The 13,700-nt window shown below is 71.8% G+C and carries 13 protein-coding genes; 6 read left to right on the plus strand and 7 right to left on the minus strand.

Annotated features, from left to right (window positions below):
• Nucleotides 1-32: 32 nt before the first annotated feature.
• Nucleotides 33-1,586, minus strand: coding sequence for a CocE/NonD family hydrolase (locus JKJ07_RS07410; protein WP_202990476.1), 1,554 nt, complete (start codon nucleotides 1,584-1,586; stop codon nucleotides 33-35).
• Between the two features lie 54 nt (nucleotides 1,587-1,640).
• On the opposite strand from JKJ07_RS07410, the gene JKJ07_RS07415 reads away from it, so the two are divergent.
• Complete coding sequence (locus JKJ07_RS07415) at nucleotides 1,641-2,273, plus strand: TetR/AcrR family transcriptional regulator (RefSeq protein ID WP_202990477.1); 633 nt, start codon at nucleotides 1,641-1,643, stop codon at nucleotides 2,271-2,273.
• Here JKJ07_RS07415 and JKJ07_RS07420 read toward each other — a convergent pair.
• On the minus strand, nucleotides 2,270-2,635 hold the full coding sequence (locus JKJ07_RS07420; RefSeq protein ID WP_202990478.1) for a VOC family protein: 366 nt from the start codon (nucleotides 2,633-2,635) through the stop codon (nucleotides 2,270-2,272). The genes JKJ07_RS07415 and JKJ07_RS07420 overlap by 4 nt on opposite strands.
• Before the next feature lie 40 nt (nucleotides 2,636-2,675).
• Nucleotides 2,676-5,093, minus strand: a complete 2,418-nt coding sequence (locus JKJ07_RS49685) for an N-acetylmuramoyl-L-alanine amidase (protein ID WP_307834153.1) — start codon at nucleotides 5,091-5,093, stop codon at nucleotides 2,676-2,678.
• A 177-nt stretch (nucleotides 5,094-5,270) separates the two neighbouring features.
• Here JKJ07_RS49685 and JKJ07_RS07430 point away from each other — a divergent pair, with 177 nt between their 5' ends.
• Entirely contained in the window at nucleotides 5,271-7,565 is a 2,295-nt protein-coding gene (locus JKJ07_RS07430; protein ID WP_307834154.1) for a putative bifunctional diguanylate cyclase/phosphodiesterase, read from the plus strand.
• A 19-nt stretch (nucleotides 7,566-7,584) separates the two neighbouring features.
• Here JKJ07_RS07430 and JKJ07_RS07435 read toward each other — a convergent pair whose 3' ends face one another.
• Nucleotides 7,585-8,049, minus strand: a complete 465-nt coding sequence (locus JKJ07_RS07435) for an NUDIX hydrolase (protein ID WP_202990479.1) — start codon at nucleotides 8,047-8,049, stop codon at nucleotides 7,585-7,587.
• A gap of 35 nt (nucleotides 8,050-8,084) precedes the next feature.
• A complete protein-coding gene (locus tag JKJ07_RS07440) occupies nucleotides 8,085-9,281 on the minus strand; it encodes an FAD-dependent monooxygenase (protein ID WP_202990480.1) in 1,197 nt (398 codons plus the stop codon).
• 82 nt (nucleotides 9,282-9,363) lie between these two features.
• Between JKJ07_RS07440 and JKJ07_RS07445 the strand changes: the two genes are divergently transcribed.
• Nucleotides 9,364-10,269 carry a TetR/AcrR family transcriptional regulator C-terminal domain-containing protein gene (locus JKJ07_RS07445; protein WP_202990481.1) on the plus strand — a complete coding sequence of 302 codons (906 nt, stop codon included), beginning with the start codon at nucleotides 9,364-9,366 and terminating at the stop codon, nucleotides 10,267-10,269.
• Between the two features lie 23 nt (nucleotides 10,270-10,292).
• On the opposite strand, the gene JKJ07_RS07450 is transcribed toward JKJ07_RS07445, so the two are convergent.
• The gene (locus JKJ07_RS07450; RefSeq protein WP_202990482.1) at nucleotides 10,293-11,195 is read right to left on the minus strand and encodes an NADP-dependent oxidoreductase; all 903 of its coding nucleotides are present in this window, start codon (nucleotides 11,193-11,195) and stop codon (nucleotides 10,293-10,295) included.
• A 147-nt stretch (nucleotides 11,196-11,342) separates the two neighbouring features.
• Between JKJ07_RS07450 and JKJ07_RS07455 the strand changes: the two genes are divergently transcribed.
• Genes JKJ07_RS07455 through JKJ07_RS07465 form a run of 3 tightly spaced genes read left to right on the plus strand, consistent with a single transcriptional unit; the run spans nucleotide 11,343 to nucleotide 13,503 of the window.
• On the plus strand, nucleotides 11,343-11,936 hold the full coding sequence (locus JKJ07_RS07455) for a hypothetical protein (protein WP_202990483.1): 594 nt from the start codon (nucleotides 11,343-11,345) through the stop codon (nucleotides 11,934-11,936).
• Complete coding sequence (locus JKJ07_RS07460; protein ID WP_202990484.1) at nucleotides 11,933-12,580, plus strand: bifunctional 4-hydroxy-2-oxoglutarate aldolase/2-dehydro-3-deoxy-phosphogluconate aldolase; 648 nt, start codon at nucleotides 11,933-11,935, stop codon at nucleotides 12,578-12,580. The genes JKJ07_RS07455 and JKJ07_RS07460 overlap by 4 nt, the downstream gene beginning before the upstream one ends.
• The gene (locus JKJ07_RS07465; protein ID WP_202990485.1) at nucleotides 12,577-13,503 is read left to right on the plus strand and encodes a sugar kinase; all 927 of its coding nucleotides are present in this window, start codon (nucleotides 12,577-12,579) and stop codon (nucleotides 13,501-13,503) included. Before JKJ07_RS07460 ends, JKJ07_RS07465 begins: the two co-directional genes overlap by 4 nt.
• On the opposite strand, the gene JKJ07_RS07470 is transcribed toward JKJ07_RS07465, so the two are convergent.
• Nucleotides 13,500-13,691 (minus strand): hypothetical protein, encoded by a 192-nt coding sequence (locus JKJ07_RS07470; RefSeq protein ID WP_184955943.1) that lies wholly within the window; start codon nucleotides 13,689-13,691, stop codon nucleotides 13,500-13,502. The genes JKJ07_RS07465 and JKJ07_RS07470 overlap by 4 nt on opposite strands.
• Nucleotides 13,692-13,700: the final 9 nt, after the last annotated feature.

Here is a 13,700-nt window from a genome sequence, read left to right on the forward strand (position 1 = left end):
CGGCGCACCTTCTACCCCCACGTCGAGGACGACTAAACCATGCTCAGTTCCAGGACCGAGCCCGGGCGGATCGTCGTCTCGGTCGGCGTCAGCGCGGTGGCCCAGCTGGGCGGCTCACCGGTGCCGTAGTTGCGCAGGAAGCGCGGATGGGCGCCGCCGCTCACCTGTACCCGTACGCGGTGGCCGGGCCGGAACACGTGAGCGGCGTGACCCAGATCGACGACGTGCCGGGCGTCGGCGGTGATCCGGGTCAGGCCGTCGCAGATGTTGCGCGAGACGCCTTCCGGGTCGACGTCGCACAGCCGGACGAACAGGTCGCCGCTGGCCGCGGTGGTCGACGCGTCCAGCTCTGCCCGCACCGGGCCCATCAGCGTCAGCGACTCCTCCAGCGGCTCGCCGGTGAAGAGCAGCACGTCTTTCCGGCTCTCCAGCGGCGCGTTGTCGACCTGGCCCTGCGTGGGTGACTGCAGCGCGCCACCGATCGACGGGGTCGGGTCGGCCGGGTCGTATAGGAACTTCCAGCCCCGCTCGGCTCTGAGCTGGTCGAACGGCAGGGTCGTCGGGTGGGCGTCCGGCGGCGGCCAGTCGGGCAGGTCGCGCCACTCGTTCACGCCGCCCACGTGCACCCGCACCCGATAGGCCGGAGGCTCGCGGCGCAGCCGGCGCATCGCCTGGGCGAACACCTCGGGCCAGTCGCGCTCCAGGAAGTTCGTGTGCGTCCACGGGCCGATCAGCAGGTCGACGTCGCGCCCGGCGGCCCGCATCCGGGTGTACTGCTCGATCACCTGGCCCGGCGACAGATCCCACCAGCCGGTGAGCAGGCTGGTCGGCACGTCCATGGCCCCGGCCACCCTGACCAGGTCGGTCTCGGCCCAATGCCCGGGCTCGGGGTGGGTGAGCCACTCCTCGAGCGCCGGCCGCCGGCCCCCGATCGCCGACGGATAGGCGTCGAGGAGCGGCAGACCCTCGGTGGCCCGGCGCATCCGGAACTTCAGCCGCAGGGCGCCGCACAGCATGTCCCACGAGGTGACCTCGCCCTGCACCAGGCCCAGCCCGCCGACCAGCGCCCGTTCCAGGGTGAACGCGCCGCTGCCCCAGAAGAAGTCGTACGGGTCGGTGTGGCCGACCTGCATCACGGCGCCGCGCCACTCGGGCGGGGCGTCGACGGCCAGGGCGGCCTGCGTGTATGCCATGTAGCTGGCGCCCACGGTGAACAGGTCGCCGGTGAACCAGCTCTGCTTGCGCAGCCACTCGACGGCGGCCCGGCTGTCGGCGACCTCGTTGTTCCAGGTGTGGAACACGCCGCCCGAGCCGCCGGTGCCGCGGCTGCTCTGCATCAGCACGTGGAAGCCCTGCTCGGCGAAGCGCACGCCGTAGAACAGGTTCCAGGGGAAACCGCTTCGCACGTACGGGGCCCGGATGAGCACGGCCGGGCAGGGCTCGCTGGTGACCGGGGCGTAGTGGTCGGTCAGCAGCGGGCTGCCGTCGGCGGCGGGCACCGGCACGGCGGTCTCACGGCGGACCTCGTACGGGGCTTTCGGGCCCCGGCGGGCGATGAGTCGGAGGGAAAGTGGCAGTCTTCGCATGGCTACCCCCGCATTTCTCGTACGTCGTACCGAAAATAGTAGCAGGAGGTTCGGATGCCCCGCGGACGCCCGCCGTCGCACACCCGTGAGCAGGTCGTGGAGGCCGCGATCAGGATCGCCGACACCGAGGGGCTGGCCGCGGTCACGATGCGCCGGATCGCCCAGGACCTCGGGGCGGGGGCGATGTCGCTCTACACGTACGTGCCCGACAAGGACCGGCTGCTCGACCTGATGGTCGACCGGATCGGCGCCGCGCTCGAGCTGCCCGAGATCACGGGCGACTGGCGTACGGACCTGATCGCGGTGGCCGGCGCCCAGCGGCGGCTGATGCTGGCGCACCCGTGGCTGCCCGCGGCCCTGCCCAACCGGCGGCTGACCGGGCGCAACATGCTCGCGTACCTGGAGAAGGGGCTGGCCGCCCTCGCGCCGACGGGCCTCGACGGGCCGACCAAGATGGAGATCGTCGCGCTCATGACCGGCTTCGTGGCCTCGTTCGTCACGGCCGAGACGGCCCCGGTGACGCCGCAGGAGGAGCAGGTCGCGCTGATCGGCGAGGCGGTGGCCAGCGGGGACTTCCCGGAACTGGCGGCGGCCCTGGCCGAAGGGGGCCAGGGCCGCGAGCCCGGTTTCGACCGGATCGCCGATTGGACGTTGACGGGCCTGGTCACCCAGGCCCTCGATCACTAACTCTTCAGGCAGATGTCGAACGGGTGGCCCTCCGGGTCGAGCAGCACCCGCCAGCGGTCCGGCTGGGGCTGTTCGTCCGGCTTGGTCGCGCCCAGCGCCAGCGCCTGCTCCTCGCCCTTGGTCAGATCGTCGACATAGAAGTCCAGGTGGTAGCGCTTGGGCGCCTTCTCCTGGGGCCAGCCGGGCGCCGAATAACCCGGCACCCGGCCGAAGCCCAGGCTGGTCGAGCCGTCGCCGATCATCGCGTATTCGTCCTGGGCGTGCAGGACCTCCCAGCCCAGCACCGCGGCGTAGAAGCGGGCCTGCGCGGCGGGGTCGGACGCGTCCAGATTGATCATCGCCAGTGTTGCGAATCCACTCATGGACGCGATCCTTCCCCCAGAGGCTGACATCTGCTGTCAGTTACTTCAGGTAGACCAACCCGTCGAGCGCGACCCCCGGGCGGCCCGGCGTGCCCTCGACCACCACCCGTACGGTGTGCTCGCCGCCGCCCGCCCACGAACGCGACCAGGCGATCCGGCGCGGCTCCGAGCTCGCCGACCGCAGGTCGACCATGCCTTGCGGCCGCCCGTCGAGGAACACCCCGACTCGGCCCGCACCCGGACCCCGGCTGAACACCAGCGCCGCCGACGTGCCGGTGAACGTGAAGCTCGCGCTGGCCCCACGGGTGCTGCCGGCCACGGCCGTGCCGCCGAGATAACCCCCGTTGCGCAGCGTGCGCCAGCTGCCCCGCCGCTGGGCCGACACTTCCGAGACCACCCACGGCGTACGGGTGATGGTGGCGCTCGTGGCGTTGCCAGCCCGGTCCAGGGCCCGCACCGTGAACGGCGTGGCCCGGTTCGGCGGCGCGGCCACATCCCGGCTGCGGGCCGCCGTGCCCAGGTTGATCGCCAGCGGCCGGGTCAGGCCGACCGAGCCCAGCGCGACGCCGTCGCCCACGTTCCAGCGCAGTTGCAGCGGCACGGCCCCGGAGCTGATCGTGCCCGGCCGCAGGGCGAGGACCGGCTTCGCGGCGAACACCGGCGCGTCCGCGTCGACGATGACCCGGCTGCTCACCGTGGTCGAGCGGCCCGACAGGTGCACGGCCCGCACAGACAAGGTGTGACTGCCCGGCGTGAGGCGCAGCCGGGTCGTGCGGTGAGCGCCCGGCGTGGCGACGCGCAACACGCCGTCGACCCAGATCTCAAACCGGTTGATCAACGCGGTCGGCGTGCTGCTCGTCCAGACCGGCTGGATCAGGCCCTTGCTGAAATACCGCCGGGCCGACAGCGCGGTGCCACCGATCCGCAGCACGTGCACCCCCGCCGGTGCGGCCCCCGCGATCGCCCGGATCGACGGCAGCTGCGCGTAGAGGGCGTTGCCCGGGCACGCGGTCAGGCCGCCGTCCCGATGCCCGGCGATGCGCCACAGGTTGGCCCGCTGCCCCTTGGGGAAGCGCGGTCCGCCGCCGGAGGTGAGCACGACCCGGCCGTTCGGAGCATTCCCGTACGCCCCCAGCTTGTACGCCGCCACGGCGGCGATCACGGTGCGAACCCTCGGCGTGACCCGGACCCCGCCATAGTTGCCGATCACCGCGATCGAACTGGCGTCGGCGTTGAAGCCCACGGTGTGCGCCCCCAAGACGGTTCGCCCCACCCCGCCGCGGCGCCCCTCAAAAACGGTCCCACACTTGTCGACGAGGAAGTTGTAGCCGACGTCGTCCCACCCGCGGCTACGCACCTGATAGGCCTGAATCCCCCGCACAATGCTCGCCGACTGCGCACAGCTGTAGCCGTTGCCGGTCGCCGTGTGATGCACGAAGAACACCTGAGTCGGGCCGGTGTATTCAGCCTCGCCCTTCACGATCGCCTCGTTGGCCCGCCACCCCCCACGGGTAACCATCCTGGGCACCGGCCGCGCCGGCAACGGAACCTTCACAGCCCGCCGCCCGAGCCCGCCCAATGTCGCGCGCTCGCCCACCGCGCGCCCGCCGTCGTTCGTTGCGCGCGTGGGGTCGCTCGCTGCGCGGCTGCCGTCGTTTGTTGCGCGCGTGGGGTTGCTGACTGCGTGCGCGCCGTCGTTTGCTGCGTGCGCGGCGTCGTTTGTTGCGCGTTCGCTGTCGTTCCTTGCGTCCTGGCTCACCCCGGCGGTCGCCGCTTGTTCGCGGGTGGCGTCGTTCGGTGCTCGTTTGTGCGCGTTGTTGTCCGTCGGTTGTGCGTGAGCGGCGTCGGTTGGTGCTTGTTCGCGCGCGGGCTCATCCTGCGCTTCCGGGTTGATCAGGTCGAGGCGGAGGCCTTGGGGGCCGCGGGCGCCGATCACGCGCGCCTCGACGGCGTCCGAGGGGCCGACCCACAGGGGGTCGGAGGCGCCGCGCAGGTCGTCGGGGGCGTGGCCGTCGGTCTCGAGCGCCTGCCACGGGGTCCACCGGGCCGAGCCGATTGCCCGCGTGCGCAATTGCACGAGGCCGTCGACCTCGGTTCGCGGGTCGGCCCAGGTGGCGCCGACCAGGCTGAACGGTGTGGTCGTTGTGGCCGGCACAACCGACGAGAACCCGGCGCCTGCTGCGCCCCCGGCATCCTGCGCAAACCCGGCGCCTGCTGCGCGCTCGACGTTCCGCGTGGATCCGGCGCCTGCTGCGCCTCCGGCGTGCCGCGCGAGCCCGGCGGCGCGGGCGAAACCGGCGGGGGCTGGGCGGGCGGTGGCGGTGGCGAAGGTGAGTGTTTGCAGCGGTGGTGCGAAGGACTGCGATGGCTCGACCGCGCGGGCCGGGATGGGGCCGGTGGCTGCGGTCAGGGCCAGCAGACCCGAGGCAGCAAGAAGTTTCGTCCGATTCCGGTGCACGTGTCCCCCCGTGGTCCTGGTTCATCGGCCAAGTGACACCTTGCGGGTTCGCGGCCTTGCTCGTCCCGGGAATCCGGAAACTATCTCGGACTAATCAGGCGAAAATCGGCGCATCCCGGCCGAACGTTGGGCGTGTCTGACTTTTAAAGAGCCGCCCTCAGCGGCCGATGGAAGGGCGTGACCAGATCCGACGCCGGCGCTCCGGCGCTGACCGGCGTGGGCCGGCGCAATCTGTTCGCCCTCTACCTGGCGATCGCCTTGCCGCTGCTCGGGCTGCAGATGTTCGGGCCGGTGGCCGCGCAGGAGCTGGCCACGGCCGGGATCATGGTGGTCGGGCTGGCCGCCCTGCACGTCGGGCCGCGGCGCAACGGGCTGCCGGTCGGGGAGCGCCGCTCGTGGCGGTTCATGCGCGCCGGGGCCTACCTGTTCGTCGCGACCTCGCTGATCCGGCTGGTCCTGCCGGGCGCGGACGGGGTGACGATCAGCACGGCGATGCTCGTCCCGGACGTGCTCTGCCTGGGGGCGTACGGGTGCGTGGGTTATGCCCTGACGGTCATGTTGCGCCGGCGGCGGGCGGGCGAGGACGACCCCGCCCGGATCGACGCGCTGCTGGTGGGCCTGGCCGGGGCGTTCGTCGTCTGGTCGTTCGTGATCGCGCCCGCCCTGGTCGACTCGGGGATGAGCCCGCTGCGCATCGTCGACGCGCTGTTCCCGGTGATCGACGTCGTGCTGCTCGTGCTGGTCGCCCAGCTGCTGCTGGCCGGCGGCGCCCGGCAGCCCGCGCTCTGGCTGCTGGTGGTCGCGGCGACGGCCATGTTCGTCGGCGACGTCTACTTCACGCTGCGAAACGCGCAGCTCGTGGACATCTCGCCGCGCGTCATCGACACACTTTTCATGCTCATGTTCGTCGCCTTGGCCACCGCCCCGATGCACAAGTCGATGCGCTCGCTCACCGAGCCGCAGCGCATCGTCGTACGGGATCTGAGCCGGCGGCGGCTGCTCGTGATCGGCCTGGTCGTCTCGGTGCCGACCGCGGTGACCTCGATGATGCCCGCGGGCAACACCGTGAACGACGTCGTCCGTACGGTCCTGAGCGTTCTGCTCACTTTGGCCGTGCTGGCGCGGGTGGTGCGCTCGAACAACTCCCGGGCCCGCGCGGAACGGGCCAGCCGCCGCCGTGCGACCCACGACGCGCTCACCGACCTGCCCAACCGTGAGCTGCTGGCCGAGACGGTGAGCTCCTGGGGCGACCGGGCGGCCGAGGAGAACCTCGAGATCAGCCTGCTCTTCCTCGACCTCGACCGGTTCAAGCACGTCAACGACCGCTGGGGGCACCAGGTCGGCGACGAGCTGCTGTGCGCGGTCGCCGCCCGGCTGACGGCCCAGGTGCGTACGCAGGATCTGGTCTGCCGGATCGGCGGCGACGAGTTCGTGATCGCGCTGGCCAGCCCCTCGCACCTGCGGCTGGCCGAGTCGCTGGCCGAGCGTCTGCTGGAGGAATTCGCCCGCCCGTTCCGGCTGTCGGTGGGCGACGTCGTCGTGTCGGCCTCGATCGGCCTGGCGAAGTCGCACGGCGGCGCGCACGCGCTCGAGCTGATCCGCGACGCAGATACCGCGATGTACAAGGCCAAGGGCTCGGGCCGCAATGCCGTCGCCCTGTTCGACACGTCGCTGCGCGACCAGGTGCGCGATCGGGTCAACCTCGAGCAGGCCCTGCGCGGCGCGGCCGAGCGGGGCGAGCTGGCTGTGCACTTCCAGCCGATCGTCGACGTGGCCACCGGCGAGCTGGACGGCTTCGAGGCGCTGATGCGCTGGCAGTCGCCGGCGCTCGGGTTCGTCAGCCCGATGGAGTTCATCCCGGTCGCCGAGGAGACCGGCATGATCGTCGAGATGGGCGAGTGGCTGCTGCGCGAATCCGCTCGTCAGCTGGTCGAGTGGTCGTTGCAACGCGGTGCCGGCGCGCGCCCGCTGCACGTCTCGGTCAACGTGGCCGTCCGCCAGCTGCGCGACGGCTCGCTGGTCCGCATCGTCGACGAGGTGCTGCGCGAGACCGCCCTGCCGCCGTCGGCGCTGTGGCTGGAGATCACCGAGTCCGGCGTCATGGAGAACATCGAGGGCACCCTGCTCACGCTGAACGCCCTGCACGCGCTGGGCGTCACGCTGTGCATCGACGACTTCGGCACGGGCTATTCGTCGCTCAGCTACCTGCAGCGCCTGCCGGTCGGCATCGTGAAGATCGACCGCTCGTTCGTGTCGCGCATCGGCGACGGCACGAACGAGCCCATCGTCCGCGCGGTGCTGGCGATGACCCACGCGATGGGGCACCGGGTGGTGGCCGAGGGCGTGGAGACCGCCGAGCAGCGCGACTGGCTGCGCAACCAGGGCTGCGACCTGATTCAGGGCTGGTACTACGCCAAGGCCGACCGCCCCGAGAACCTGACCAAGTGGATCAGCCCGCAGGTGCCGGCCTGACCTGTCCCTCGACCTCCTCCTACGCGGTCAGGTACCCCTCCGCGGCCAGGTGCGCGAACAGGGCTCGGTTGAACGCGTTCGTCTCGGGCAGGTCGAGCGGGTCGAAGAACCGGAGAGCGGTGGTCTCGGGATCCGACACGTCGAGCCGCCCCGACCACGACTCGGCCCGATAGATCAGCGAGATCACCTGGCACTGGTCGCCGTTGGGATAGACCAGGAAGCACTCCGGGCCCGATCGCGCCGAGAGCAGGGTCAGCTCGCCGGCGACCAGGCCGGTCTCCTCACGCAGTTCCCGGCGGGCGGCGTCTTCGAGCCGCTCGCCCGGTTCCACGGCGCCGCCGGGCAGGCACCAGGTGTGGTCATCGGAGCGTCTCTGCAACAGGATTCGCCGCTCGTCGTCCCGGACGAGCACACCGGCCGCCGCGACTTGCAGCGTCTCGTGACCGACCAGTGCGCGCATGCGCTCCACGTAGGACTCGCTCATGGTCCGCAGGATAAGGGGCGGCCGAGCCGGGCGGGTCAGGAGTGGTGCGGTGCCAGGGCGGCGTAGTCCGGCAAGGTGATCGCGTCGGACTTGGCGAACTGCTTGGCCAGCAGCTGTTTCATCGGCCAGCGGCCCATCGACCTCATCGACAGGGCCCGCATCCGGATCATCAGCCGGTTGCCCGGGGCGAAGGCCGCCATGCCTCCCGGGGGCAGCTCGGTACCGTCGGCCACGTACGCGGCCATTGTGGACTGGTAGGCGGTGAACGCGGCCGCCGGGTCGGCCGCCGCCGCCAGCTCGCCGGCCAGCACGTAGGCGCCGACCAGGGACATGCTCGTGCCCAGGCCGGCCAGCGGGGAGCCGCAGTAGCCGGCGTCGCCGAGCAGGACCACCCGGCCGCGCGACCAGCGGTCCACCCGCACCTGGTCGATGGAGTCGAAGAAGAAGTCGCCGGCCTCGGGCAGCGCGGCCAGGAGCGACGGCACCCGCCAGCCGACCCCGGCGAAACGCTCGGCGAGCAGCCGCTGCCGGCTCGCGCGGTCGAGCCGGCCCAGGCGTTCGGGCGTACGGAAGCTCAGGCTGGCCTTGGCCGTCCCGCCGCGTTCGGGGCGCAGGCCGGCCACCCGGCCGCCGGGCGCGTTGAACATCAGGAACCAGTGGTCGAGGTCGCCCGGGTCGGGCACGGTGAAGTACGTGCCGTAGCCGCCCAGGGGGCGTACGAAATCGGACTCGGGACCGAAGGCGAGCGCGCGTACCCCGGAGTGGACGCCGTCGGCGCCGACGACGATGTCGAACCGCTCGGTGCCGCCGCTCGCGAACGTCACGTCGACGCCGTCGTCGTCCTGCCGCAGGGCCGTGATCTGGTTGCCGTAGCGGTATTCGGTCGTGGCCGCCGTCGCCTCGAGCAGGATGCCGGCCAGGTCGCCCCGGGAGATCTCGATCTCGGCGACGATGCCCTCGCCGCCGAACAGGCCGGCCGGCATCGACGCCAGGCGACGGTCGCGGGCGTCGACCAGCGCGATGCCCCGCTCGTCGACCCGCTGGGCCCGCACGGCCGGCATCAGGCCCATCCGCTCGACGACCGTACGGGCGGTGCCGCGGACGTCGACCGCGTGGCCGCCGGGGCGGGGGCCGGGCGCCCGTTCGACGATCGTCACGTCGGCGCCCGCGCGGTGCAGCCACCAAGCCAGGGCCGGTCCGGCGATGCCGCCGCCGGAGATGAGAACGCGCAAACTGCGTACTGTGTACTCGCATGTACTAGGACGCTAGAAGCGGTCCGTCCCGAGCGCAAAGTGCCCTAGTACGCTGCCGGTCATGGCGAGCGAGCGTACTAGTACGGAGGCGCCCTACCGGCGGATCGTGGCCGAGATCCGCCGCCGCATCGAGTCCGGCCGGTTGCAGCCGGGCGATCGGGTGCCGTCGGCGCGGGCGATCACGCGCGAGTGGGGCGTCGCGATCGCCACGGCCACGAAAGTGCACGCCGCGCTGCGCGAATCGGGGCTGACCATTCCGCGGCCCGGGGTGGGCACAGTCGTCGCCGGGCCGGTGCCGCGCCGCGAACACGAGCTCAGCCGCGATCGGATCGTGCGGGTCGCCATGACGATCGCCGACGAGCGTGGCATGGCCGAGCTGACCATGCGCCGGCTCGCGGCCGAGCTCGGAGTGGCCACGATGTCGCTCTACCGGCACGTGCCGGGGCGGGAGGAACTCGTACTGGGAATGATCGACGTGGCTCTCGGGGCGGTCCGGCTGCCGCCGAAGCACCCGGCGGATTGGCGTGTCGCGCTCGAGTTGTGCGCGCGTGAGCAGTGGGCGGTCTTCCAGCGCCACCCGTGGCTGGGCCCGTCGATGTCGCTGACCCGCCCGCAGCTCGCGCCGAACGGGGTGCTGCTCACCGAGTGGGTGCTGAGCGCCTTCGACCGCACGACGCTGACCGGTAGTGAGCGCATGTACATCCAGATCCTGCTGTTCACGTTCGTCCGCGGGCTCTCGACCGCCCTGGAGATCGAGAACGAGGCGATCCGCGAGACCGGCATGACCAACGAACAGTGGCTGCAGACGCAGTCCGGCCTGCTCGCCTCCATGATCGACTCGGGCGCGATCAACCACTTCCGCGAACTGACCGAGCACGGTTTCGATTTCGGGCTCGATCAGCTCTTCGAGTTCGGCCTGGCCCGCCTGCTCGACGGCATTTCCTTGTTCGTGGAGGCGCGCGCCTAAGAGACGTTTGTGGAGGCGCGCGCCTAAGAGACGATCAGGACGACTTTGCCGTGGCTGTGCCGGGACTCGACGGCCTTGTGGGCCTCGACCACCTCGGCCAGCGGGAACGCCTGCACGGGCATGCGCACCTTGCCCTGGGCGGCCAGGTCGATCACGTGCGCGAGCCGCTTCGGGTCGCGGCCGGCTCGGACCACGCGAGTGCCGTGTTCGGCGGCGGCCTTGTCGTCGACGATCGTCCCGATGCGTTCGGGGGCGATGCCCAGTTGCACGGATTGAGCGATCGCCTCCGCCCCGGCGCAGTCCAGCGCGACCGTCGGTTGCAGTCCGAGGTTGCGCACTTCGCTCACCAGCCCGGGGCCGTACGTGACCGGAACAGCACCCTGCCGCCGTACGCGGTCGTGGTTCTCGAGGCTGGCCGAGCCGATCACCGTGGCGCCGGCCAGACGCGCGAGCTGCGTGGCGACCGTGCCGACACTGCCCGCGGCGGCGTGCACCAGCAGCACGTCACCCTCGCCGACGCCGAGTTCGAGCAGGGCGCCGCTGGCCGTCTGGCCCGCCGCCACCAGCGCCGCCGCGGTCGGGAAGTCGACGTCGCGGGGCTTGCGGACCACGTTCTCGGCCGCCACGACCACCAGTTCCGCGTTGCCGTCGAGCATTGTCGACCCGAGCACGGGGTCACCCACGGCCGGCTCCCGTACGCCCTCACCCAGCGCGTCGATCACCCCGGCGTACTCCTGACCGATCGTCTGCGGAAACTCCACCTTGGCCCACGGCATGTTCCCCTCCCGCACGGCCACGTCGAAGGGCTGAACACCCGCGGCCAGCACCCGCACGCGCACCTGGCCCGGACCGGGCTGCGGATCGGGAATGTGCACCACATGCAAGACATCGGCCGACCCGAACTTGTCGAACACAGCAGCTCTCATGAACGAACTCTGCAAGCTGAACCGGAGTTGAAGTCAAGTCGACGGTGTGCTGTCCCGGATGGCCGGATAGGTCAGCTTTGGTCGCCGCGCGGTCACGATCGGACGGCGCGGCGCGACCGCCGGGCGCGGCGTCGCTACCGTTAGCGCGTGTCTAACGTCCCGTGGTGGGGGCTGCCCCTCATCGCAGCGCTGTTCGCCCTGGCCGGAGCGGCCGCGGTCCAGCTCACGTCCGCCCGTAACGACTACCTGCTCAGCCGCCGCCGGCGCACCCGGAGGTGGTACGAGGAACGGAAGGCGGCATATGTCGCGTTGCTCGCCGTTTTTGAGCGCGACACCTTCCGCCTGCGCGCGGCGTACGACGCGGGGGAGAAGCCGGTGTCCGCGCTCGTCTACCTGGACGAGGTGGGCGCGCCCCTGATGCAGGTGCGGCTGCTCGCGTCGGGCCCGGTGCGCAGCGCCGCCCTGGCCGTGCACCTGCTGCTGCAGAAGCTGCACGGCGAGATGAACCCGGCCGCCGTCATCGGGGTGCAGCCGGAGATTCATTTCCGTGAGTTGCTGACTCAGGTCCCGCTCGTCGTGCAGCAGTTCGAGGCGGCCATCCGCGAGGAGCTGGGTATCGACACGAACCCGCCGGCCCCGCCCCCGGCGTCGAACGGGCGGAGCCGGGGTCTGCTGAGACGTCCCGCACGCTCGGAGCCTCTGGAGGGTTTGGCCGAGATCGGGCAGGATCGCAAGGTGTGACCGAACAGAGCGTTCCCCTCGACGCCGTGTCCGCCGCCGTGGTCAACAGCGGGATCGTCGCCATCCTGCGCGCTCCCACGGCCGACTATTTCGCCGCCGTCGCCGAAGTGCTGGCCGGCAACGGCATCACCGCGCTCGAGGTGACGCTCACCTCCCGCGGCGCCATCGAGGCGCTGGCCGGCCTGCGCCGCCAGTTGCCCGCCGCGGTGGCGATCGGCGCCGGCACCGTGCTGACTGCCGACGACGCGAAGGCTGCGGCCGACGCGGGGGCCGAGTTCCTGGTCTCCCCGGTGCTCGACGCCGAGCTTGTCCGCGGCACCGAGCTGCCGTTCTATCCCGGCACGTCCACCCCGACCGAGATGTACAACGCGCACCTGGCCGGCGCCCCGCTGGTCAAGGTCTTCCCCGCGGCCGGCCTCGGCCCCGGCTGGCTGCGTGACGTGCGCGGCCCGCTGCCCCAGATCAACGTCATGCCGACCGGCGGCGTCAAGATCGAGGACATCGCCGACTGGCTGTTCGCCGGGGCCAAGGCGGTCGGCGTCGGCGGCCCGCTCGTCGGCGACGCCGTCACCGGGGGCAGCCTGACCGCCCTGGCCAACCGCGCCCGCCACGCGGTGAGCGCGGTCAAGTTCGCCCGCTCATGACCGGGTTGCTGACGTTCGGCGAGACGATGGGGCTGGTCGCCGCCGACGGCATCGGGCCCCTGGGGCACGCCAAGAGCTTCTCGTTCGGCATCGGCGGCGCCGAGAGTAACGTCGCGATGGGCGTGGCCCGGCTGGGCGGCGAGGCGACGTGGCTGGGCCGGGTCGGGCCCGACGCCACGGGCACGCTGATCGCGTCGAGGATAGCCGCGGCCGGCGTACGCACCCTGGCTGTCACCGACGAGTCGTTCACCGGCCTGATGGTGCGGCACCGCCGCTCCGGCGAGTTCGCCCAGGTCGACTATCACCGGGCGGGCAGCGCGGGCTCGCGGCTCTCCCCGGCCGACGTGCCGGCGGCCGAGCTCCAGGGCGCTTCGATCGTGCACGTCACCGGCATCACGCCGGCGCTGAGCGAGACGGCCCGCGCGGCCGTGTTCCAGTCGATCGAGACGGCCCGCGCGGCCGGCGTCGCCGTGTCGGTCGACGTCAACTTCCGGGCCAAGCTGTGGAGCCGGTTCGACGCCGCGCCCGTGCTGCGTGACCTGGTCTCGCGGGCCGACATCGTCTTCGCCTCGCCGGAGGAGGCGGCGCTGTTCGTCGACACCGGCGACGTGCCGGCCAACCTGGCCAAGCTGGGCCCGGCCGAGGTGATCGTGAAGGACGGCGGCCGGGGCTGCACGGCCCTGATCGAGGGTGCGCGGCTGAGCAAGCCCGCGCTGTCAGTCACGGTGGTCGACCCGGTCGGCGCCGGGGACGCGTTCGTGGCCGGTTATCTCGCCGACCGGCTGGCCGGGGCCGCCCCCGAGGAACGGCTGACCACGGCCATCGCCACCGGCGCCTTCGCGGTGACCGTGCCGGGCGACTGTGAGGGCGCCCCGACGCGCGCCGAGCTGGCCGCGCTGAGCGGGGACGACGTACGGCGTTAGAGCCGGGCCTGGCGCTTACGCTCGCGCTGCTCGCGGGTGTAGGCCTTGCGCCGCTCGAGGTCGCGCTTCCACTGCTCGCGGGCGCCCTCGTCGCATCCCTGCACGGCGCCCTTGGTCTGGGCCGGGCCGATCAGCGACCGGAACCACCAGTCGTCGAACGTCTCGTGGAACCACTGGCGAACCTTCATGTCAGCGCC

This window comes from Paractinoplanes lichenicola, from assembly GCF_016785085.1.
In the GTDB taxonomy this organism is placed as follows: domain Bacteria; phylum Actinomycetota; class Actinomycetes; order Mycobacteriales; family Micromonosporaceae; genus Actinoplanes; species Actinoplanes lichenicola.